Source organism: Pontibacter mangrovi (assembly GCF_006385705.1).
In the GTDB taxonomy this organism is placed as follows: Bacteria; Bacteroidota; Bacteroidia; order Cytophagales; family Hymenobacteraceae; genus Pontibacter; species Pontibacter mangrovi.
Window position 1 is genome coordinate 312,322 of the sequence record NZ_VFRQ01000007.1, and the last position, 21,818, is coordinate 334,139.

The window sequence follows — 21,818 nt, forward strand, 5'->3', positions numbered from 1 at the left end:
TTATGAGAAAAGTTTTACTTACAGTTATTTCCGTACTTACCTTGCTGCCCTGCCTGCAGGCACAGGACCTGATTACCAAACGCACCGGCGAGAAAGTTGAGGCAAAGGTTTTGGAGATTAATTCTTCCGAGATCAAGTATAAGCGCTTCAGCCACCCGGAAGGGCCTACGTATGTTGTTCCCAAGTCAGAGGTTCTGCTGATAACCTACGAAGACAAGACATCCGAGGTGTTTGAACTGGAAGAGCACACGGCCACTGTTTCTTCGGAGAACGTGCCAAGCCCCGTTGAGGTGTATAAACCGACCGCTAGTGTAGGCGGCCTTAATATGTATGTGAAGGGGCAGGCAGACGGAAGGCGTTTCTATGATGGCCATAAAGCCGCAGGAACAACCACGCTTATTGTAAGCCTCTTATCGCCTGTGGTCGGACTTATACCTGCCGGCATCACCTCGGCCGTGCCTCCCAAAGAGCATAACTGGGATGCTCCTAATAATCAGCTACTCCAGAACCCAGACTATAAAAGCGGGTACCTAAAATCAGCCCGAAGAAAAAAGGTGGGCAAAGTATTTACGAACTGGGGTATCGGACTTGGAGCGAATCTAATATTGGCGCTGATCATCATAAAATAAATAGAGATCAACTTCTATAAAAAGGAAAGCCTCTGCCAAACCAGCAGAGGCTTTCCTTTTTAAGATATGTACTACTGTCCTTTGCCGCGCATCTGCTTTTCCATGGCATCCCACATCTCCTGCGGAATCTGGTCGAAAGCGTTAAACTCGCCGGCACCGTAAAGCCATTCGCCGCCGTCTATGGTCACCACCTCTCCGTTCACAAAAGAAGCGTAATCGGACACAAGGTAGGCCGCCAGGTTCGCCAGCTCCTGGTGCTCGCCAAAACGCCCTACCGGGATGCGCTTCACAGGGTCCAGCTTATCGGCCAGCTGCTTGGGGAACAGGCGCGTCCAGGCTCCTTCCGTGGGGAAAGGCCCCGGTGCGATGGCATTGGAGCGGATGCCATACTTGGCCCACTCAGACGCCAGCGAGCGCGTTAGCGCCAGCACCCCCGCCTTGGCGCAGGCAGAGGGCACCACATAGCCCGAGCCGGTCCAGGCGTAGGTGGTCACGATGTTCAGCACCGCCGCCTCCTGCTTCTCACTGATCCAGAACTTTCCAAAGGCCAGCGTGCAGTTGTAGGTGCCTTTCAGCACGATGTCCGTGATCACATCGAAAGCTTTGTTGCTCAACCGCTCGGTGGGGCTCACAAAGTTCCCGGCAGCGTTGTTTACCAGCACATCCACCCGGCCAAACGCATCTGTGGCCGATTTCAGCATAGCCTCTACCTCGTTATACTTGCGCACGTCGCAGGCAACGGGCAGCACCCGCCCTCCCGTTTCCTGCTCCAGCTCTTTGGCCGTCTGCTCCAGCACCTCCAGCTTGCGGCTGCAGATAACGGCGTTGGCGCCCAGTTCCAGAAAATACTTTACCATGGAGCGGCCAAGCCCCGTGCCGCCGCCGGTTACCACAATGGTTTTATCTTTCAGGGAGCCTTCTTTCAGCATTGGTTCAGCTTTCATCATAGGTCTATCGTTAAAGGTTATGCGGCTGTACGTATCCGCAACAGTTTTAGTATAAAGATAAGTATAGGCTTTGAAGTATACTTAAAGAACAACCGTTTCAGCAAAATTTAACGCACATGAACAAAGAACAGTTAAAGCAGGAACTGATGCAGGCCGTGGACGGGCTGCTGGTGCACACAGAAATAGATGCCCCTTTTGAGTTTGTATACCTGCCGCTGGAGGAAAACAGGGAGCTGAAGCCAGATGATGTGGCCGAGCATGCCGGCAAGCCTTCCGGAATGAAAGTGCAGGTACAGGAGCTGGAAAGCTTTCTGCAAAGTATAAAGTGCATCGACTCGGATGTGCGCAAGAGCACCCCGGAGGGAGAAAGGGTAGACAAACGCCTTACCAGCGCCCTGCAAAGGCACCTGCAGCACATAAAGGTATACAGCATGACGCAGATCGGCACCGAAGTATACATTTTGGGCAAAGCCGATGACGGAAATTACGCCGGCCTGCGCACCATGATGATTCAGGACGAAGCCACGATAAAAGAACAGGAAGAGTAGCCTTGGGTCTCTCAAAAATGATCCTGCAGCAGCTTATTGGCCGCAATAATCCCGCTCAGGCATACCCCCGGAATGCCCTGCCCCGGATAAACGGTGTCGCCGCAGAGGTAAGCCCCGCGATGATCGAGGCGGGCGTCCTTCATCTGCCAGGGCTTTGTATGGCGGTACTGCGGATATCCTCCCACGGCGCCGTAGGCGCGCCTGGTCCAGAACTCCCAGGCCCCGGGCGTGGCCGACTGCACGGACAGTATGTGCTCGCGCCGGAATAGCCCTCGCTGCAGCAGCACCTCCAGGATGGCCTGCTCTATGGCCCCCTTGTGTTGGATGAGGTGCTGCTGCGGGTGATGGATGTGCGTGCTGACGCTGGCCACTACCTCCCCCGCCGGTGCCCGCTGCGTGTCCTGCGGGTGGCTGAAGCTTATGAAAACGCTTTTGCTGCCTATTTCGGGCAAGCCCTGCGGCACATGCACCTGGTGGTGCAGCACCTGCCTGGCCTCCTGCGCCCGCAGCACCAGCGACATGGTGAAGGCGCCGTTCAGGCGCTCTGAGCCCAGCAAGTAAGGTTGTAGCCGCTGCCGCACCTTTTCCTCGCTAAACAGCTGCACGGTGTTGTTCAACGGTATTCCGGAAATAACGAACCTGCTCTGCACCTCTCCTTTGCTGGTGCGTAACTGGTAGCCGGTTGCCAGCTTCTTTACCTCCTGCACCGCACAGCCATACTTTATTTCACCTCCCTGCCGGCCTAGGTAGGCTAGCACCGGCTTTACCAGGTTTATCAGCCCGCCCGGCACGTAGTAGTTGCTGTATAGGGTGTAGCAAAGAGCCGTTGCCCCGAACAGCTCATTTACTTCCGGCAGGTAGTTCTGCGCCGTTATCAGGAGCTGCTCGTTCACAAAATCCACAAAGGGCTCATGTTGCAGCAAATCATACTTGCGAAGCACATCCTCCATCGTCCGGAAAGCCCCCGGCAACAGCGTTAGCTGGCTTGGCCTTACGCGCAGCCCCGAGAGCAGCAGATCCTTTGCGTTGGAGATCGGGAAGCTGGTCTGCTGCAGCGAAGTGCGCCATACCTGCCGGCTCACCTGGTAACAATGCTCCCAGAAAGCGCGCTGTCCACGCTGCCCGAACACCCGCTCCGCCTCCCCTATCCATTCCTCCAGATGACCATAACGTGTAACGGCTTTACCATCAGGCAGGTGCACCTGCATGGGCAGCTCTAGTTGCTGCACAGGCAGCTGTATACCCGTATGGTCCAGGAGGTAACGCAGGGGCATGTGCTCATCCAGGCCTACCAGCGTAGTGGCACCCGTTTCGAACCAGTAGCCTTTGCGCCTGTAAGACGTGGCGCAGCCACCCGGATACTTTGCCTGCTCCAGCACGCCCACCTTCAGCCCACGCCTGGCCAGCAGGGCCGCTGCCGTCAGTGCCCCGAAGCCGGAGCCGATAATTGCCACGTCGTATTTCATTTATACTTTTATTTGTACCACTTTTACCTTTCAGGCTGCCATTCTAAACCAGGCGGCGCGCGTATTGTTGTAAACTTATACTTACCAGATAAACTATGGAGGACGTTAGAACTGTCAGTATCATGGGCTGCGGGTGGCTGGGCTTTCCCCTGGCAGAAAGGCTCCTGCAGCAGGGCTATAATGTAAAAGGCTCTACCACCTCGCCAGAAAAGGTAGAGGTGCTGCTGGAAAAAAACATACAGCCCTACCTGCTGAACCTCTCGGAAGAGATGCTGGACAAGGACGCGCTATTGGATTTTCTGGACACCGACGTGCTGGTGCTCAACATCCCGCCGCGCCTGCGGTCGGATGGCGGGGAGGTTTACCTGCAGCAGATGCGCCTCCTGCTGCAGTACATGCTCGGCTCCGAAGTGAACAGGCTGCTGTTCGTTTCCTCCACTTCGGTGTACCAGGACCTTAACCGCGTGGTAACAGAGGAGGACATCTCATATACCGAAGAGGCGGCGCCCAATAACATGCTGCTGCAGGCGGAGAAGCTCTTTCAGGAGCGGGAGGAGTGGATGACGACAGTCGTGCGCTTTGGCGGACTGGTGGGCGGCTCGCGCCACCCCGGCAGGTTTCTGGCGGGCAAGTCGAATGTGCCCAACGGCGATGCGCCGGTAAACATCATTCACCTGGAAGACTGCCTGGCCATACTAATGCGTATTCTGGAAGAGAACCGGTGGGGGAAAGTCTACAATGCCTGTGCAGACGGACACCCGCTGCGCCACGCGTTTTACGCCGCCGCCGCCCAGGACCTGGCCCTTCCGGCCCCGCAGTTCTCCGACATGGATGCCACCAGCTTCAAACTCATCAGCAGCCAGAAACTCAAAGAGGAGCTATCCTATACTTTCCTGCACCCCGACCCTATGGCATTCTTTTCGTAGCTTTGCGGTTGATTGTTCCTGTCGTCCTTTCTCACCGGAGTGTCCCAAACCGCACCATGGTGCAGGACTGCCCTCATTTGCAACAGCAGGTAACAATCCGCAAACAAGAGCTTAGGTCATGAATATAGTTGTAATAGGAGGCGGCGCGGCCGGTTTTTTCGGAGCGATAGCCTGTGCCGAGGCAAACCCAAGCGCCAAGGTCGTGCTGCTGGAGAAGACCGGGAAGCTGCTCTCCAAGGTGCGCGTTTCGGGCGGCGGGCGCTGCAACGTGACCCACCACTGCTTCGCCCCGGCTATTCTCTCGCAGTTTTACCCGCGAGGCGGAAAGCAGCTGAAAGAGGCCTTCAAAAGTTTCGGTGCCCGCGAAACGGTAGCGTGGTTTGCGCAACGGGGCGTGCAGCTAAAAGCCGAACCAGACGGGCGCATGTTCCCGGTAACAGACAGCTCCGAAACGATTGTAAAGTGCCTGCTGCAGGAAGCCCAGAAAGCTGGCGTAGAGATCCGGACCGGCGCAGGCGTGGAGCGCATAGAATCTGTGCAGACAGGTGCGCAGCCATACTTTATACTTACCCTCAGCAGCGGCGACTCCATGAAAGCGGATAAAGTGTTGGTGAGCACCGGCGGCAGCCCCAAAAGCCAGAGCTATGATTGGCTGCGCCAACTGGGCCATACGATACAGGCGCCTGTTCCCTCGCTGTTTACCTTCAATGTCCCTTCCTCGCCGTTAAAAGAGCTGCAAGGCGTTTCGGTGCCGCACGCGCGGGTGCGCATTGCCGGGCAAAAGCTGGAGTATGAGGGGCCGCTGCTCATCACCCACTGGGGCTACTCCGGCCCTGCGGTCTTAAAACTATCAGCCTGGGGTGCCCGCCTTTTTTACGAGCAGAAGTATACGTTCACGGCCCTCATCCAGTGGGTGCCCGACCAAACCGAAGAAACCCTGCGGGAACACCTGCAGCAGTACCGCCAGGCCCACCCCAAGAAAACCGTGGCCTCTAACCCTTTGTTTGGCTTGCCGCAGCGCCTCTGGCAGGGACTAACACAGCTGGCACAAGTCCCGGAGTTGGTGCGCTGGGCCGAGCTTCCGGCCAAAAACACAAACAAGCTGGTGGAAGCCCTGCTGCGCATGCCTGTGCAGGTAAACGGCAAAACCACTTTTAAAGAGGAGTTTGTTACCTGCGGTGGCGTGGATTTGCGCCAGGTAAACATGAAGACCATGGAAAGCCGCCTGCTGCCGGGCTTATACTTTGCCGGTGAGGTGCTGGACATAGACGGTATCACCGGCGGCTTCAATTTCCAGGCCGCCTGGACCACCGGCCACCTGGCTGGCACAGCCATGGCCACCGAGCTTTAGAATTTCCTTTTTGGCAACCAAAATACAGCCATATCAGTATTACTGCATATTAGAACAAAACTGATAAAACTATGGAAATTAATAAAGAAGTACATTCTACTGTACACCACCTGATCGAAAGGTGTAAAGACGGCGCCAAAGGCTATAAAACTGCATCTGAAGACGTGGAAGACCAGGACCTGAAAGACCTCTTCCGCAAGTATGCCGTGCAGCGCGACAGCATGATCACTGAGCTGCAGGACCAGTTGCACAAAATGGGCCACACCGACGAGGAGTCAAGCTCTATTGAGGGCACCATGCACCGCGCCTGGATCGACCTGAAGTCTGCCTTGACCGCCCGTGACAGAGTGCGTGTGCTGGAGGAGTGCGAGCGCGGCGAGGATTACGCGGTGAAGGCTTATAAAGAGGCCCTGGAAAAAGACCTGCCTGCCCAGCTAAAGCAGATCGTGGAGCAGCAGTACCAGGACGTTAAAAACGCACACGACCACATCCGCACGCTGCGCGATACAGCCCGAGAGAACAAGTAATTTATACTTTATAGCATAAAAAAAGGAGCCTGAACCGGCTCCTTTTTTATGCCTACCTCGCTGCTGCACCTGCGGGTACTTTATACTTTTGTTTTGCCGGTGATTGACTTTGCCTCGATAAAGATGCGCTTTACTTCGGGGTGCTGCTCAAAAACCGATTTTTCCAGCCGGGCCACGGCCATCTCTACCTCCGAGGCTGTGAGCTCATCCCGAAACTGCACTTCAATAGCCAATAGTATTTCGTAAGGCCCCATGTGCATGGTCAGCGGCGGCGCAATCCGCTCCACGGCCGGGTCATCGGTGGCTATGCGGCTGATGCTTTCCACCGTCATCCGGTTGGCTCCCTCGCCTATCAGCAGCCCTTTGCTTTCTATCACCAGCAACACCGACACGCTGGCCAGGATAAGCCCGATGATCACTGAAGCCAGCCCGTCGTACAGTGGATCTCCGGTGTGCGTGCTTAGGAAAACACCCGCCAGCGCCACCACAAGCCCTGTAAGGGCGGCAGAGTCTTCGAACAGCACGGTAAAGGTAGCCGGGTCTTTGCTGGCCCGCAGCGCCTTAAGGAAATTCTTTTCTATGCGCCCTTTTTGAAAGTTTTTATACGCCACTATCCAGGCAGCCCCTTCAAACACCATGGCTCCTATCAGCACAATATAGCTCAGGGTGGGATCTTCTATCTGCTCGGGGTGCCGCAAGTGCGCAATTCCTTCGTACATCGACATGCCACCGCCTACCGCAAAGATGAGAATAGCCACGATCAGCGACCAGAAGTATAACTCTTTGCCGTGGCCAAAAGGATGAGAGGCATCGGCTGGTTTCTGGCTTTTTTTGAGGCCGAAGAGCAGTAGCAGGGAGTTGCCCGTGTCTACCATAGAGTGGATTCCCTCTGATAGCATGGCAGAACTGCCGCTGATGGCAGCCGCGATGAACTTCATCACGGCAATGGCCAGGTTAGCAACCAGTGCACCGTACAGCGGCAGCTTCGAGGTCTTTACATTCATAGTATATGGTATAGGTTTTGGTACTTTTCCTACGGCACCACCTACCTGAGGTTGCTGCTACCACAGAAGCAGGGTGTTGCGGCAGGAAGGATCTGAACAGCAACAATGAGGCCTGGCAAGGGCTTAGCTAACAAGCCTGCAAAGCGCTGAAAGCGTAACAATCAGCTCGATAGCACCTGCATTTATCCATAGATTTCGCTCAACAGCAAAGACTTTCGTATATTTACAGACAAAGCTACCAACGCCACATCCATGTAATCATTATTTTCTTTCAGTCAAAACAGATAGGGAATCCGGAAGCGGCTCTCTAAATTTTTCACCTTTTGAAGAAAGAAATTATGCTTACGCTACAGAACGTCTCCTACACACATCCCAATAAAGAGTTATTATTCGACAACATTAACCTCTCCCTCAGCCGCCCAGGCAAGGCTGCCTTGGTTGGCAATAACGGAGCTGGGAAATCCACACTCCTTAAGATTATAGCGGGTGCCCTACACCCTTCTTCCGGGCAAGTAAGGGCTGACGCGAAGCCATACTTTGTCCCTCAGGTTTTTGGGCAGTTCAACGGCCTTACCGTAGCCCAGGCCCTTCAGATAGAGGATAAACTCCGGTCGTTGAGAGAAATCCTGGAGGGAAATGTAACGGAGGAGAACCTGGCCCTGCTAAATGATGATTGGACCATAGAAGAGCGTTGCCAGCAAGCCTTGTCTCACTGGCAACTGGAAGGCCTGGACCTGGCGCAGCAGATGCAAAGCCTCAGCGGCGGACAAAAAACCCGGGTTTTCCTTGCCGGTATCGCTATCCATCAGCCCAACCTGGTATTACTCGATGAGCCCAGTAACCACCTCGACACAGCCGGCAGGCAGCTGTTGTATGGGTATATGCAATCAACTTCAAACACGCTGCTGGTCGTGAGCCACGACAGGAAGTTGCTTAACCTGCTGGATATGGTATTTGAGTTGAGCAAACGCGGCATCACCGGGTATGGCGGCAACTACGACTTCTACCGGGAGCAGAAACAGATTGAAGGCCAGGCCTTGCAGGAGGATGTAAAAAGCAAGGAAAAAGCGCTTCGGAAAGCCAGGGAAGTGGAGCGAGACGCGCTGGAAAGGCAGCACAAGCTGGACGCGCGCGGGAAGAAAAAACAGGCAAAAGCGGGAGTTCCTAAAATAGTGATGAACACCCTCCGGAACAGCGCTGAGAACAGCACATCCAAGCTAAAGGGTGTCCACGCCGAGAAAACAGGAGCTATAACACAGGAGCTGCAAGCGCTGCGAAATGAGCTGCCCGATCAGGACAAAATGAAGTTTGGTTTCGACCACGCTGCCCTACACAAAGGAAAGATACTGGTGAAGGCCACCGAGATCAACTATGGGTATGAAGGGCTGCCGCTATGGAGGTCTCCGTTGAGTTTTCAGATAACCAGCGGCGAACGAATCGCACTCAAGGGCCTGAACGGTTCAGGAAAAACCACCCTGATTAAAATCATACTTGGTGAGCATGCGCCAAAGGCAGGATCAATCTATAGAGCAGACCTGGCCGCTGTGTACATTGACCAAGACTACTCTTTAATCGACAACCGGCTTACCGTTTACGCGCAGGCGCAGCAATTTAACTACTCAGCCTTGCAGGAACACGAGGTAAAAATCAGGTTGGACAGGTTCCTGTTTTCAAAGGATGACTGGGACAAACCTTGCAGCGCCCTGAGCGGAGGTGAGAAGATGCGCCTCTCGCTTTGCTGCCTCACCATCCGTAACCATGCCCCGGACGTGATTATACTTGACGAGCCAACAAACAACCTGGACATCCAAAACATAGAGATCCTGACCGCTGCTGTCAACGCGTATCAGGGCACACTTCTGGTTGTGTCCCACGACCAGTATTTTCTGGAGCAGATCAACATCGAACGAACAATTGAGCTAAGCCAGCCGCTGTAAGCTAGGTTATCAAGATATAGTTGCCGCTTCTACGCACAGCTCCTAAAACTCGACAATAAACCCCAGCGTTGGCACCAGGTTGCCGTCCGTGTTTTTCAGCACCACCGGAACGGCGTTGCTGCCGTCAGCGCGCAGCGGGTTTCCATCGGTGGTGGCAAAGCCGGAATTATCCTCAGTGCGCTGGAAAGTATAACGGTCGAAGCCCGGGGTGCTGCTGGCCAGCACGTTGGCCATGTCCAGAAACAGGTCCAGCGTGATGCGGTTGAAGTTCCATTTCTTGTCGATACGCACGTCTAACTGGCTGAAAGGCTGCAGGCGCTCAGAGTTCAGCCTGGTGTAATCCAGTATACCCACCCCCAGCGAGGCGTAGTTTCTTCGGGATGCCTCCAGGTCGAAGGGAGTGGCAGGCGCACCGCCGGCAAACCTATACTTGGCACCCAGCTCCCAGTTGCGCGGCAGCTTCTTGCCCAGCAAGCCCGACACCAGGTGGCGGTAATCCCAGGCGCTGGAGACGTAAGGGCCATCCAGTCCGGCAAACTCGCTCACCACATAAGTATAGGAGAACACTGAGAACAGGCTACCCGTCAGCTTTTTCTGCAGGTAGAACTCCGCCCCGTAGGCTCTGCCCTTCCCGCTTGTCACGACTGCCTCGTTGCCAATGGCGCCAAAGTCGCCGCCCTGGTTCGCCAAGGAGATGCCATCCCGAAGGGATACCGGGTAATTGCCGTAGTCTTTGTAGAAGGCTTCCAGGGTAAAGCGCAAGTCCGGGCGCGGCAGAAACTCAGTGCCCAGCACGTAATGGATGGCCCGGATGTAGTCCGCTTTTTGATTCAGGTACTTCCCCTCCTCCTGGTACCCCAGCACCGTGTAGGTCGGCAGTTTATAGTACACCCCGGAAGAGGCGTTCAGCGTCCACTTATCGTTCAGCAAGTAGGAGATGGCAAGGCGCGGCGAGAGCGTTTTCAGGGGGTTGTTACCGTCCTCGGTAAAGGAGTTCATATCCGAGCGGATACCCAGCGACAGCCCCAGTTTGCTGTCCAGCACCGACCTTGACACCTGCCCAAAGGCGCCGTAGCGGAAGAAGTCCAGGTCAGTGTTGTAGTCCAGCGTCACGCCCGGCTGCACCAGGTTGTTCTGCTCGTCGCGCAGTTCTTTCCTAATCACGCTGAAGATATCGTTGGTGAACTGCACATACTGCCCCGATACGCCATAGGCATAGCGCCAGCCGTTTTTATACTTGTTCACGTCGAGGCGCAGCTTGTTTTCCGTTTCGCGGGAGCTGGTGTTTAGCGTGAGCGCCTGGTTTTGCCCTTCTTCGGCGGCCTCATACTTTTTCAGGGCATTGTCGAAGGCGTTGCGGCTTAGGGCCAGGTTCACGTAACCGTCGTTCACCAGCCTTTTCACAGCCACACCGGTGGTATAGTTCCATTGGTTGATGTAGGGCGTGGAACGCAGAATGTACTCATTTTCCGGCGTGCTCTCGCGCGGCACCCCAAACGAGAAATCGTCTATCGCCCCCACACCGATAAAGGAAAGGGAGGTCTTGTCACTCAGCTTATGCTCCACTTTATACTGAAAGTCCCAGTAACTGGGCCGGATGGGCAGGTCTAAGAGCTTGAAGAGGAACTCTAAGTATGATTTTCTGGCTGATACCAGGTAAGTTGTTTTGGCTCCTACAGGCCCCTCTAAGGTAGTGGCAAATTCTGAGCCGCTCAAGCGCACGTTGCCCGAGAAACGCTCCGGGTTGCCGTAGCGCTGCCTGAACTCAAACACCGCCGCCAGTGCATTGTCGTAACGCGCGTCAAAAGCGGAGGAGCTTAGTTTCAGGTCCTCGATAAATGAAACGTTTAGTATACCGGTGGCTCCTCCGGCGCTGCCCTGCGTGGTGAAGTGGTTGATGAGCGGGATTTCGATGCCGTCGAGGTAGTACACGTTTTCGCTCGGGGCGCCACCGCGTATGATCAGGTCGTTGCGGCCGCCGCCCCCGCCGCCGTTGGTGGCCACACCCGGCAACACCTGCACCACCTTCGAGATATCGAAGTTGCCGCCGGGGTTGCTGCGGATCTCCTCTGTGGTCAGGCGCTGCACCGATAGCGGTGTGATCAGGTCGGCCACAGCGGCACTTTGCCTGCGGTTGGCCACCACCTCCACCTGCTGCAGCTGGCTGGCTGTCGGTGCCAGCTCAAAGTTAAGGATCTGCACGTTGCCTACCGTCACGTTCACGTTGAAGCGGGACTGCGGCTGATACCCGACATAGGAACTCTGCACAGTGTAGCTGCCCACCGGTATACTTTCTATCCTAAAAGCGCCCTCTTCGTTGCTCACCGTTCCGAGCTGCGTTCCCGCCACCTGCACCGACACGCCGATCAGCGGCTCCTGCGTGTTCCGGTCGCGCACCGTGCCGGTAATAATGCCAGTTTGCGCCAGGGCAAGTGTTGGCAAAAGAAGAAGGAGTAGAAGTATTTGTTTCATGGGCACCTTTGCATAGGATGATGCTCGTACTACAGGCTTCCGGCAAAATTGTTTTAAGCATCTTTTCTTTCTTTTTTAAAGATTAAAAGCATGATAAAAAGGAGCGGGCGCAGTGTATAAGCATGGAGTAAACAGGCAGGTGCTAAGGGAACTCGTAGATCGCGGCTTTCACAAACCAGGTAGCAATATCGCCTCGGCTAAGCTTCAAGAGAAGTCGAGGCAACATCATTACTTTAATGCAGAGAAACAATACCAGGTTCAGTTTTGAGCCAGGCTGCCCATATTTAGGCTGAAGACTTTTATATTGCCTTTGAAAAAAATCTTCCCTTCCTGTAGTTTTTCCTCATCGGATGCAACTAACCCTAAAACCGAATGTAAACCGAGAGCATGAGCGCAGCCATAGACGATACCTTTCTTCAGCGGATAAACCAGCACCTGGGCATTGCGCATAAGGTGTGCGGCCTCTACCTCGCCGACAAGGACGAGCGGCAGGACCTGGTGCAGGAAATGCTCTACCAGCTGTGGCGCTCCTACCCCTGCTTCGACGGCCGCTCCAAATTCTCGACCTGGATGTACCGGGTCTGCCTGAACACGGCCCTGACCTACCGGCGGAAGAACAGCAAGGACAAAACCCAGTCGCTCTCACCCAGCCACCACCAGATACCCGACCCGCCTCCCGAGGACGGGGAGGAAAGCATGCTCCTGCTGCGCGAGGCCATCGCCGCCTTGCCGCCACTCAATAAGGCAATCGTGCTGCTTTACCTCGAGGATCTGCGCTACGAGGAGATCGCCCAAATCACGGGGCTTTCCAAATCAAACGTGAGCGTACGCCTGGTCCGGATCAAGAAACAACTGGAGTCCTTTATGAAGAAACCACCTAAACCCTGCAGCCATGTCAGCTCTTGATGACCTGAAGCGGCAGTGGGACAAAGGCCCGCAGGCCTTCCCCGCCGCCTCCCCCTACGACAAAGCGTCTTTCGGCACCTTAATCCAATTACGTATGAAAAAGCAGCACAACATGATCTTTCGCTACTTCTGGGCCTCGTTCACGTTTCACCTGATCGTTTACGCCCTGCTGACCCACGTGATGATCCGGCATTGGAACGACACGGGCACCCTGGTGCTTGGCCTGACGGGCTTGCTGGCCACCGTGCCCTTTACGGCCATGATGCTCAGGCGCTACAAGCAGATGGCCCTGTCCAAGGTCAACCGGGAAAGTATGGCTTCTATCCATGCCTCCGTCACCCGGCAGCGAAACCGGCTGGCAAGCTTTTACGCCTTCAAAAGAAGGTATGAGCTCGCTTGGATCCCGCTCCTGTCAGCCATCGGGGTGGTGCTGGTGTTCAACTTGTTCTTCCCCGGAGGGGTCATGGCCTTCCCCCTAGGGGCCGCTGTTACCTACGCGCTCACGTTGCTGAGCTGCCTGCTGGCTATCCGGAGTGAGAACAGAAAGTACTTTAACCGGCCCCTGCAGGAGCTGCAGTCCATTTTGGACGACTACAAAAGCTGATTTCACTTTCCGGCAGGTCCGTTCAGCCTGCGTACACCGCCCTTAATCAAATAAAATGCGTCTTGAAAATAAAGGTCCATCCATTTGTAGCTGCCGCCATACTTTATCGTTCTGACGCATTTCTGTCGCGGCGTTTACACTTATACCAAGTTGGCCACACAGGAGCATGGGCGCTTTCACAGTTGAGTAGAGAGGGTTGACGGAATAACGGCTTCTGCCACAACTTACCCTATCAAGATATGTATAATTGTAATATAATTTTAAACAATTTATACAAAGATGAAAATGCTCACTATCTTTTTAGTTGCCTTGCTTCTGATAGGGTTAGCGTTTGCGCAGCCGCAGCAGCAAAGCCAGACACTGGATAACCTGCAGAAAGCCTACCAGGCAGAGGCGAATGCGGCACGGCGCTATGAGCTGTTTGCCAGCAAAGCCGCCGAGGAGAACCATGAGCAGGTCGCCAAGCTCTTCCGGGCAGTCTCCCAATCGGAGACCGTGCACATGCAAAACCACAGGCAAGCGATTGAGGCCATGGGCGGTACGCCGGCAGAGATCGCGTATGAAGAGGTAGAGGTAGAAACTACCCATGACAACCTGGAGGAGCCGATAGAGGGAGAAAAGCAGGAAACAGAGTCGTTATACCCTGAGTTCGTGAAAATCGCCAAACAGGAGAAGGCGGCGCAGGCCGAAAAATCCTTTACCTATGCCATGCAGGCCGAGGCGCAGCACGAGAAACTGTTTAAAGATGCCTTAAAGCACCTGGGCCAGAACAAAGCCAAGGACTACTACGTCAGCTCCGTGACAGGCTCCACCATAGCCATTGACCCCGGAGAGCAGGCTCCGAAGCCAGAGCACGAGGGTGAGGAGTTCAGGAAGATCGAGTAAAAGGACCTCTACACGGTTCAGATTAAAGCAGAGGCAACACGCCATCACTCACGGCGCAGCAGCTTCCTTTATACTCGGTTCGGCGCTAAGGCGATGGGAAAGACTGCGGCGGGAAAAGTATGAAAGCCGGAGGACAGGGCAAAGTATAAACTGAAGCGAACCCGCCCTTTCTGTATGCAAAACCCTAAATCGTTTGGAACATCCGGGAGCAACCTAAATTGAAAACGCTACCACGCCTTAAGTATGCGGCGCGCGCGCTGCTGCATGCACTGGCACTGCTTTCCGTAAAGTTCCTTACCCTGACGTTTCTCTTTCTCCTCTGTCTCTATGCGCTTTTCCAACTGGTCCATGAAGTGTTCTCGGAGGGTGACACGGGCTTTGACACCAGGATGTTTGACATCGCGCAAAGCCTATCCTCCCCCGGCATGACGCACTTCATGCGCCACGTTTCCTTTTTCGGCTCGGATGAATACCTGATCGTGGCCATGGCGCTGTCTGTGCTGGTGCTGTCCTTTTACAGGAGCATGCAGTGGAACAGCCTGCGCATGCTGTTGATTTCCTTCACCGTCTCCGTCCTGAACACCTTCCTGAAACATTACTTTGTGCGCCCAAGGCCCGAGCTCGGCCTCCTGGTCGTGCCCGGGCTTAGTTTCCCGAGCGGCCACGCCATGATTGGCGGCGTCTTCTATGGTGTGCTGGGCTACATCATCTGGACAACTGTTTCGCGTAAAGTATGGCGCTGGGTGCTGATTTCACTCCTGACGCTTTTTGTCCTGCTCATCGGGTTTAGCCGCGTTTACCTGCGTGTGCACTACGCCACCGATGTAGCGGCGGGCTACCTCTTCGGCATACTCTGGCTGATGCTGTCCCTGTACCTGATGAGCCGGCTGGAGCGGTTCTATGTGAAAAGGTACAAGAAGTATCTTGGCAGCTACAGGCTTAAACCAATCCAAAAGTAAAGGTATCGCTCACGCCAGCTAACCACCGTCCCTACAAATATTATTGCTTGCACGTACACTATATTATCTGAAAGATAGCCAGTTACCCGCTCAACAATTGTGAACCTTGCCTCCGACAGCATCGATCAGCTCTTCCATCAGCTCCACTCCGGTGCTGCCGGGCTTCACACGCATACGGCCAGGCGACGGGTGGCTGCCCAGAAAAGAAAAACCAGAACCCCGTCGCGGTTCAGGTGGGAGGCGAAGCTGCTGATCAACCAGTTCAGGAGCCCGCTCATGCTGCTGCTCATACTTGTCGTTATACTTTCCGCCTTTCTGGGCGACACATCCGATGCCTTTATTGTACTGGTGATCCTGCTCATCTCTGCTTTGCTAAGCTTTTTGCAGGAGCTGCACGCAGGCAGGGCGGTAGAGAAGCTCCTGAAGATGATCGAGGTAAGGCATCAGGTGATAAGGGAAGGCAGGGAGAAGCACGTGCCGGCGCAGGAGGTAGTGCCAGGCGATGTGGTGGTGCTCCATGCCGGTGACCTGCTCCCGGCGGACTGCCGCATTATCGAGAGCAATGAGCTGCACGTTAACGAGAGCGCCCTGACAGGCGAAAGCTTCCCGGTGGCCAAACAAGCGGGTGTACTGCCGGAGAGCACGCCGCTGCACCAGAAAAGCAACTGCCTGTGGCGGGGCACCAGCGTGGTGAGCGGCACGGCCAGGGCTCTGGCCGTGCATACCGGCAGCGCCACCATTTTCGGGCAAATGGCCCACAGCCTCACCCAGGTTACCCCCACCGCCTTTGAGGCCGGGCTCAGATCCTTCGGCTATTTCCTGCTCCGGATCACGGTGCTGCTTTCCGTTATCATACTTGGTACTAGCCTGTACTTCGACAAGCCTTTCTTCAACTCACTGCTCTTTGCACTGGCGTTGGCCGTGGGCATGGCCCCGGAGCTGCTCCCGGCAATCATGACCTTCGCCATGTCGGCAGGCGCCAAGCGCATGGTCGCTCGGAAGGTCATCGTCAAGCGCCTTTCCTCCATCTTCAACTTCGGCGAGGTCAACGTGCTGTGCACCGATAAGACCGGCACCATCACCGAAGGCTCTGCCAAAGTATACGATGTTGTGAATACGGCAGGAAAACCGGATCCCAAAGCGCGGCTCTATGCCTTCCTCAACGCCTCCTTTCAGCAGGGCTTTTCAAACCCGATCGATGAAGTGATCCGGGCACTGCCCCTGAAAACGGAGGGCTATGAAAAGCTCGATGAGATCCCCTATGATTTTATCCGCAAGCGCCTGAGCATTGCTGTCCGGGGCGAGGCCGGCAACATCATTATCACTAAAGGAGCACTGCCCAACGTGCTGGCGGTATGCGGGCTTTACCTGGATGAGGCGGGTACGGAGCAGACGCTGAAAGAAACACAACGCCAGCAGATACAGGCAAAGCTGGAAACCTATAGCCGGGAGGGACTGCGTGTGCTGGGAATCGCCTTTAAGTATACTTCCAGTTCCGATATTACCCACCAGGACGAGCAGGAAATGGTGTTCCAGGGATTTATACTGCTGGAGGACAAACTGAAGGAAAGCGCCCGGGACTCTATCGGGCGGCTGGAGAAAATGGGGATTGCGGTAAAGATCGTCACCGGCGACAACCGCTTTGCGGCCCGGCATGCAGCCAAAGCCCTCGGCATGGGCAGCGACAGCATCCTGACGGGGCAGGAACTGAACAGCATGGCCCCGGAGGCGCTCACGGTGAGGACGGCCGCTGTGGATATTTTCGCGGAGATAGAGCCCCACCAGAAAGAGCGCATCGTGCGGGCCCTGCAGAAGTCCAGGTTTCGGGTGGCTTACCTGGGCGACGGCATCAACGACGTGGCGGCCATTCACGCGGCCGACACCGGCATCTCCACCAACAACGCCGTGGACGTGGCCCGGGAGGCCGCCGACTTCGTGCTGCTGGAGAACGACCTGGAAGTACTGGCCGACGGGGTGCACGAGGGACGCAAGTCCTTTTCCAATTCCATGAAGTACATTTTCGCCACCACGGGCGCCACCTTCGGCAACATGTTCAGCGTGGCCGGCGCCTCTCTGGCCCTCCCCTTCCTGCCCATGCTGCCCAAGCAGATCCTGCTCACCAACCTGATCTCCGATTTCCCCTACCTGGCCATAGCCGCCGACCGGGTGGATGAGGAACAGCTCCTCAGGCCACTGAAGTGGGACATCCGCCTCATCCGCAGGTTTATGGTGGTTTTTGGCCTGCACAGCTCCGTTTTCGACTTTGCCACCTTCTATACCCTGTTCTTTTACTTCGGCCTCCGCGACGCCCCTTTCCAGACCGGCTGGTTCCTGGAGTCGGTTGCTACAGAGTTGGTCATCATCTTCGTTATCCGGACCCGCAAGCCGCTGCTCCGAAGCAAGCCAGCCAGGCCGCTTTTGCTGATCGCCCTGCTAGCCCTAGCCGTTACGGCATGGCTGCCGCTCTCTCCGCTGGCCCCTGCCCTGAGCCTGACCATTGCCCACCAGGCACAGGCTTTCGCCCTTGTGGGTATTGTGCTGGCCTATGTCGTCACGGCCGAGCTGCTCAAGCTGTGGTTCTTCCGTTCGGTTACCACAAACGCCCAGCCCCGCGCCTGATGTAAAGCAAAGTATACTATCCTGGCAGTAATTATTACGTAAACCCTTTCATCAGTTAAGATAAGCTCCTGATCATACTTATGTAGGTCCCAAACCTCCTCTTATGGCATCATGGCACACTATTGAAGGATCGCCTAACCCGCTGGGAGTAAGCTTCATCCCGGAGGAAGACGCCTTTAACTTTACCCTGTACTCCAGGAACGCCACCAAGGTGAAGCTCCTGCTGTTTCGGGAGGGGGTGTACGAAACGCCAACCAGCACGTTTGACTTTAACCCGCTGGTGCACAAATCGCAGCGGGTCTGGCATTGCCGGCTTAAGCGTTCCGACATGGGCGGTGCCACGTACTATGGCTTCCAGGTGCACGGCTGCGCCGATGAGCTGAGCCTGCTCTGCAACGTGGACCCGCAGAAACTCCTGCTCGACCCTTATGCCCGGGAGGTGTTTTTCCCGCCAAACTTCAGCCGCAGCGCCGCCAGCCGGCCGGGCACTAACATTGGCAAGGCCCCGTTGGGCTACATCATGCTGCCGCCCTACGAGTTCGATTGGCAGGGTGACCGTATGGCGCCGCACGAGCATGATTTGGTTATTTACGAAATGCACGTGCGGGGATTCACCCGCAGCCCCAGCGCAGGCATAGCCAACGAAAAGGCAGGCACGTTTGCAGGTGTAGTAGAAAAAATTCCCTTCCTGAAGGAGTTGGGCATAACGGCCGTAGAGCTAATGCCCATACAACAGTTCGACCCGCACGCCGGCGACTATTGGGGCTATCTGCCGCTCAACTTCTTCTCGCCGCACAAAAGCTATGCGGCCGACCAGAGCCCATCAGGGGCGGTGGTGGAGTTTAAGACCATGGTGCGGGAGCTGCACAAGGCAGGTATAGAGGTGCTTCTGGACGTTGCCTTCAGCCACACGACAGAGGAAGGCATGATCGGCCCTACTTACCACCTGAAAGGAATAGACCCATCCACGTATTACCTGATCCAGAACGACCCGGAAGACCCCTACCTGAATTTCAGTGGCACCGGCAACACGCTCCGTACCGACCACCCCGCGGTGCAGCGCATGATCATGGACAGCCTAAGGTATTGGGTGAAGGAGATGCACGTGGACGGCTTCCGTTTTGACCTGGCCTCTATCTTTACCCGCCGCTCCGACGGCTCGGTGGGCGAGGCGCCTATCTTCTCCGACATAGCCACCGACCCTGACCTGGCACAGGTACGGCTGATCGCGGAGCCTTGGGACGCACAGGGGCTCTACCAACTGGGGCGCAGTTTTCCGGGCAGCACCTGGCTACAATGGAACAGCGGCTTCCGGGACGATGTACGGCGCTTTGTGCGGGGCGATGAAGGCCAGGTGGCGGCGTTGATGCAGCGCCTCTACGGCAGCGACAACCTCTTTCCGGACGATTTGCTCCATGCCTACCATCCCTACCAAAGTATAAACTACGTTACCTCCCATGACGGCTTTACGCTCTACGACCTGGTTAGCTACAACAAAAAGCACAACATGGCCAACGGCCACCAGAACCAGGACGGCTTTACGGTAAACTACAGCTGGAACTGCGGCTGGGAAGGCGATGAGGCGGTGCCGGAGGCGGTGCTCAGGCTGCGCCGGCAACAGGCCAAGAACCTCTTTCTGCTGCTCATGCTGGCAAACGGCACGCCCATGTTTGTGGCAGGCGATGAGTTCCTGCAAACGCAGGGCGGCAACAACAACCCCTACAACCAGGACAACCCCACCACCTGGCTCAACTGGGACAGGATGGGGCTGATGCAGGAGCATTTTGCGTTTGCAAAGAGAGCCATTGCCTTCCGGAAGCGCCACCCCAGCCTGGGCCGGAGCCGCTTCTGGCGCGACGACGTGAAATGGTATGGCCCCAACGGGCCGGTGGACTTCTCCGCTGCCTCCCATACCCTGGCCTACTTCCTATCCGGTGCAGCTTTGGGAGACAAGGACCTGTATGTGCTGGTAAACGCCTTTTGGGAAAGTATAGAATTTAAGCTGATGGAGCCCGGCCCCTGGTATCGGGTGGCAGACACCAGCCTGCCCTCCCCGCACGATTTCCTGGACGAGCAGGAGAAGGAGGAAGTAAAAACCGCCAGCTATACCCTTCAGGCGCGTGCTGTTGCCGTTTTGGTGCGGGATACTGCTCAACCTGCCAGTTCCTATAGTATATGAAGCCCAGGCTCCTGAGCCGTATACTACCGGCACTGGTCTGTTTGCATACCGCCATGGCCAGCGAAATGCCGAAACCGACTTTACCGCGCACGAACTGCTTTGTACCGCTCCTAAGTATGCTGGATGAAGTAGCGCAGGCTGTCTCAGTGCGAAAGCTGAAAAGGCCCCTCGCCCGGCGCAGGTGAAGCGATCTTTCGTAGCCGGAAGGAATATACCAGGCTCATGATACCTATCAAAAGCGCTTCCACGCCCAGCAGGTATGTGACGGCCACTGCCCCGCTAAGCGGGCTCCAGATCAGGAACATGCCCAGCACAATCGCCAGTACCCCCGTCAGTAACATGAACCCCCAGGTAGCAGAATGGGCTTTACGTACAGAGAAAAAAGCCACAATCTGCAGCATACCCGTGAAAATAGCCCAAAAGCCGGTCAGGATAGCAAAAGCCATAACTGACTGTAGCGGGAAAACCACCAGAACCGCCCCCAGCACCACATCAAAAAGCCCAACGGCCAGAATCCAGCCCCACTGGCTCTTCTCGCGGTTGGCAAAGGCCGCGACTATGGTTAAAACCCCCATTAAGGCTAGCACCAGTCCGATGTACAGAGCTAAACCGATTACAAGGCTAAGTGGGTATATAAAGGCTAAAATGCCCAGGATGATCAACGCGGCACCTTTCAGGCTCAACAGCCACCAGTGCCTGTAAAATACCAGTTCCATCTATAATTTGATTTAGGGTTGCTATACTACAGGAAAGCAGCATGCGGCCTGGCGCTGGCGCAGGCACCGGGGAAGAAGCAGGGCTGTTATACCAGCTGCTCAAGTATTTTTACTAAAACAATACTGTTTTGTTTAAATTATACCGTATAAAATACAAAAAAACTACCACCGCTGTCCTGCAGCATCCGCTTTAATCTAATGCATGTTCCTAAAGGAAAGATCGTCGCCATTGGCGGGAATGTGGATAGGGGCTCCTACCCCTTGCCTACCAGGCCAAGCCTGAGAAGAAAGATCAACTTCTTTCAGCAGGGAATACTCGAGCGCATACACCTGGAACTGTACGGCACAGAATCCAGGCTGGAAATAGTGACCACGGCCTCTCTTATACCGGAAGAGATGGCGGCGGCCTACGTACATGCTTTTCACCTACTCGACAGCCACAACGTCGGCACCCTGCACATCCGCTCGCCGGAGGAGGCAGACAGGCCGGAAAACCTGGAGCGCCTGCGGAAGGCGCACGGCATCCTGTTTACGGGCGGCGACCAAAGCAGGATAGCGGCTGCCTTTCTGCACACGCAGGCGCTAAGTATACTGCAGGAGCGCTACCAGCAGGAAGAAAAATTCCTGATCTCCGGCACCAGCGCAGGTGCCATGGCGCTCTGCAACATCATGATCAAAAGCGCGGAGCACAGGCGCATACTGGCAAAAGGGACTGTTCGCCTGGGAGAAGGGCTGTCCCTACTGCCAGCCATGCTCATCGACACGCACTTTATAAACCGGCGCCGCATGCCACGCCTCATGGAGGCGATCGCAGCTTACCCGGACCGCATCGGCATTGGGCTGGGCGAAGACACCGGCGTGCTGATCCGGAACGGGAATGTGATCGAAACCATTGGCTCCGGCCTGGTGATCCTGATAGATGGACGGCAGCTGTATGAAAACAATTTTCCTGATATACCCAACGGCGAGGCGCTCTGCCTGGAGCACTTGCTCCTGCACGTGTTGCCCAAAGGCAAGTGCTACCTGGTACAACATGGCAGGTTTTTGAAAGAAGGAGAGGCATGTGTAAAGTAAAAGACCGGTTCTCCTCAGGCTGTGGCAATTGAGGAGGATGAGAAGAGGCAACTGAGGGATTCTATACCA

The 21,818-nt window shown here is 55.6% G+C and carries 18 protein-coding genes; 13 read left to right on the forward strand and 5 right to left on the reverse strand.

The genetic code is table 11. The features are described 5' to 3' along the window. Positions 1-2: 2 nt before the first annotated feature. A complete protein-coding gene (locus FJM65_RS14805) occupies positions 3-629 on the forward strand; it encodes a hypothetical protein (protein WP_140622320.1) in 627 nt (208 codons plus the stop codon). Between the two features lie 71 nt (positions 630-700). Here FJM65_RS14805 and FJM65_RS14810 read toward each other — a convergent pair whose 3' ends face one another. Then, positions 701-1,576, reverse strand: coding sequence for an SDR family oxidoreductase (locus tag FJM65_RS14810; RefSeq protein WP_140622321.1), 876 nt, complete (start codon positions 1,574-1,576; stop codon positions 701-703). Positions 1,577-1,692: 116 nt separating this feature from the next. Between FJM65_RS14810 and FJM65_RS14815 the strand changes: the two genes are divergently transcribed. Next, positions 1,693-2,124, forward strand: coding sequence for a nuclease A inhibitor family protein (locus FJM65_RS14815; RefSeq protein ID WP_140622322.1), 432 nt, complete (start codon positions 1,693-1,695; stop codon positions 2,122-2,124). A gap of 11 nt (positions 2,125-2,135) precedes the next feature. On the opposite strand, the gene FJM65_RS14820 is transcribed toward FJM65_RS14815, so the two are convergent. Next, complete coding sequence (locus tag FJM65_RS14820) at positions 2,136-3,590, reverse strand: phytoene desaturase family protein (protein WP_140622323.1); 1,455 nt, start codon at positions 3,588-3,590, stop codon at positions 2,136-2,138. Between the two features lie 95 nt (positions 3,591-3,685). Between FJM65_RS14820 and FJM65_RS14825 the strand changes: the two genes are divergently transcribed. From FJM65_RS14825 to FJM65_RS14835, 3 genes are all read left to right on the forward strand, one after another. Further along, positions 3,686-4,516, forward strand: a complete 831-nt coding sequence (locus FJM65_RS14825; protein ID WP_140622324.1) for an SDR family oxidoreductase — start codon at positions 3,686-3,688, stop codon at positions 4,514-4,516. Between the two features lie 118 nt (positions 4,517-4,634). Then, a complete protein-coding gene (locus FJM65_RS14830; RefSeq protein ID WP_140622325.1) occupies positions 4,635-5,867 on the forward strand; it encodes a BaiN/RdsA family NAD(P)/FAD-dependent oxidoreductase in 1,233 nt (410 codons plus the stop codon). Between the two features lie 71 nt (positions 5,868-5,938). Further along, a complete protein-coding gene (locus tag FJM65_RS14835; RefSeq protein WP_140622326.1) occupies positions 5,939-6,394 on the forward strand; it encodes a ferritin-like domain-containing protein in 456 nt (151 codons plus the stop codon). Between the two features lie 80 nt (positions 6,395-6,474). Here FJM65_RS14835 and FJM65_RS14840 read toward each other — a convergent pair whose 3' ends face one another. Beyond that, positions 6,475-7,398, reverse strand: coding sequence for a cation diffusion facilitator family transporter (locus FJM65_RS14840; protein WP_140622327.1), 924 nt, complete (start codon positions 7,396-7,398; stop codon positions 6,475-6,477). 323 nt (positions 7,399-7,721) lie between these two features. Between FJM65_RS14840 and abc-f the strand changes: the two genes are divergently transcribed. Next, complete coding sequence (gene abc-f, locus FJM65_RS14845) at positions 7,722-9,335, forward strand: ribosomal protection-like ABC-F family protein (RefSeq protein ID WP_317131345.1); 1,614 nt, start codon at positions 7,722-7,724, stop codon at positions 9,333-9,335. A 42-nt stretch (positions 9,336-9,377) separates the two neighbouring features. Here the strand turns inward: abc-f and FJM65_RS14850 are convergent, their stop codons facing one another. Continuing rightward, a complete protein-coding gene (locus tag FJM65_RS14850) occupies positions 9,378-11,807 on the reverse strand; it encodes a TonB-dependent receptor (RefSeq protein WP_140622328.1) in 2,430 nt (809 codons plus the stop codon). Between the two features lie 387 nt (positions 11,808-12,194). Here FJM65_RS14850 and FJM65_RS14855 point away from each other — a divergent pair, with 387 nt between their 5' ends. The 6 genes from FJM65_RS14855 to FJM65_RS14880 all read left to right on the forward strand — a co-directional run bounded on the left by FJM65_RS14855 (position 12,195) and on the right by FJM65_RS14880 (position 19,959). Further along, positions 12,195-12,713 carry an RNA polymerase sigma factor gene (locus tag FJM65_RS14855; RefSeq protein ID WP_140622329.1) on the forward strand — a complete coding sequence of 173 codons (519 nt, stop codon included), beginning with the start codon at positions 12,195-12,197 and terminating at the stop codon, positions 12,711-12,713. After that, on the forward strand, positions 12,700-13,317 hold the full coding sequence (locus FJM65_RS21315) for a hypothetical protein (protein WP_181163733.1): 618 nt from the start codon (positions 12,700-12,702) through the stop codon (positions 13,315-13,317). The genes FJM65_RS14855 and FJM65_RS21315 overlap by 14 nt, the downstream gene beginning before the upstream one ends. 279 nt (positions 13,318-13,596) lie before the next feature. Next, positions 13,597-14,202, forward strand: a complete 606-nt coding sequence (locus FJM65_RS14865) for a rubrerythrin family protein (protein WP_140622331.1) — start codon at positions 13,597-13,599, stop codon at positions 14,200-14,202. A gap of 218 nt (positions 14,203-14,420) precedes the next feature. Then, positions 14,421-15,161: a phosphatase PAP2 family protein gene (locus FJM65_RS14870; protein ID WP_140622332.1), complete on the forward strand. Its 741-nt coding sequence runs from the start codon at positions 14,421-14,423 to the stop codon at positions 15,159-15,161. Between the two features lie 99 nt (positions 15,162-15,260). After that, positions 15,261-17,780: a magnesium-translocating P-type ATPase gene (gene mgtA / locus FJM65_RS14875; RefSeq protein WP_181163734.1), complete on the forward strand. Its 2,520-nt coding sequence runs from the start codon at positions 15,261-15,263 to the stop codon at positions 17,778-17,780. Positions 17,781-17,883: 103 nt separating this feature from the next. Beyond that, positions 17,884-19,959: a glycogen debranching protein gene (locus FJM65_RS14880; RefSeq protein WP_140622334.1), complete on the forward strand. Its 2,076-nt coding sequence runs from the start codon at positions 17,884-17,886 to the stop codon at positions 19,957-19,959. A gap of 143 nt (positions 19,960-20,102) precedes the next feature. On the opposite strand, the gene FJM65_RS14885 is transcribed toward FJM65_RS14880, so the two are convergent. After that, entirely contained in the window at positions 20,103-20,675 is a 573-nt protein-coding gene (locus tag FJM65_RS14885; protein ID WP_140622335.1) for an HdeD family acid-resistance protein, read from the reverse strand. A 198-nt stretch (positions 20,676-20,873) separates the two neighbouring features. Here FJM65_RS14885 and FJM65_RS14890 point away from each other — a divergent pair, with 198 nt between their 5' ends. Next, complete coding sequence (locus FJM65_RS14890; RefSeq protein WP_140622336.1) at positions 20,874-21,749, forward strand: cyanophycinase; 876 nt, start codon at positions 20,874-20,876, stop codon at positions 21,747-21,749. Positions 21,750-21,818 lie beyond the last annotated feature (69 nt).

What these genes read in the sequence shown, in the direction of transcription:
- FJM65_RS14805 (WP_140622320.1), top strand. Translation starts at nt 3, where the DNA reads ATGAGAAAAGTTTTACTTACAGTTATTTCCGTACTTACCTTGCTGCCC.
- FJM65_RS14810 (WP_140622321.1), bottom strand. Translation starts at nt 1,576, where the DNA reads ATGATGAAAGCTGAACCAATGCTGAAAGAAGGCTCCCTGAAAGATAAA.
- FJM65_RS14815 (WP_140622322.1), top strand. Translation starts at nt 1,693, where the DNA reads ATGAACAAAGAACAGTTAAAGCAGGAACTGATGCAGGCCGTGGACGGG.
- FJM65_RS14820 (WP_140622323.1), bottom strand. Translation starts at nt 3,590, where the DNA reads ATGAAATACGACGTGGCAATTATCGGCTCCGGCTTCGGGGCACTGACG.
- FJM65_RS14825 (WP_140622324.1), top strand. Translation starts at nt 3,686, where the DNA reads ATGGAGGACGTTAGAACTGTCAGTATCATGGGCTGCGGGTGGCTGGGC.
- FJM65_RS14830 (WP_140622325.1), top strand. Translation starts at nt 4,635, where the DNA reads ATGAATATAGTTGTAATAGGAGGCGGCGCGGCCGGTTTTTTCGGAGCG.
- FJM65_RS14835 (WP_140622326.1), top strand. Translation starts at nt 5,939, where the DNA reads ATGGAAATTAATAAAGAAGTACATTCTACTGTACACCACCTGATCGAA.
- FJM65_RS14840 (WP_140622327.1), bottom strand. Translation starts at nt 7,398, where the DNA reads ATGAATGTAAAGACCTCGAAGCTGCCGCTGTACGGTGCACTGGTTGCT.
- FJM65_RS14850 (WP_140622328.1), bottom strand. Translation starts at nt 11,807, where the DNA reads ATGAAACAAATACTTCTACTCCTTCTTCTTTTGCCAACACTTGCCCTG.
- FJM65_RS14855 (WP_140622329.1), top strand. Translation starts at nt 12,195, where the DNA reads ATGAGCGCAGCCATAGACGATACCTTTCTTCAGCGGATAAACCAGCAC.
- FJM65_RS21315 (WP_181163733.1), top strand. Translation starts at nt 12,700, where the DNA reads ATGTCAGCTCTTGATGACCTGAAGCGGCAGTGGGACAAAGGCCCGCAG.
- FJM65_RS14865 (WP_140622331.1), top strand. Translation starts at nt 13,597, where the DNA reads ATGAAAATGCTCACTATCTTTTTAGTTGCCTTGCTTCTGATAGGGTTA.
- FJM65_RS14880 (WP_140622334.1), top strand. Translation starts at nt 17,884, where the DNA reads ATGGCATCATGGCACACTATTGAAGGATCGCCTAACCCGCTGGGAGTA.
- FJM65_RS14885 (WP_140622335.1), bottom strand. Translation starts at nt 20,675, where the DNA reads ATGGAACTGGTATTTTACAGGCACTGGTGGCTGTTGAGCCTGAAAGGT.
- FJM65_RS14890 (WP_140622336.1), top strand. Translation starts at nt 20,874, where the DNA reads ATGCATGTTCCTAAAGGAAAGATCGTCGCCATTGGCGGGAATGTGGAT.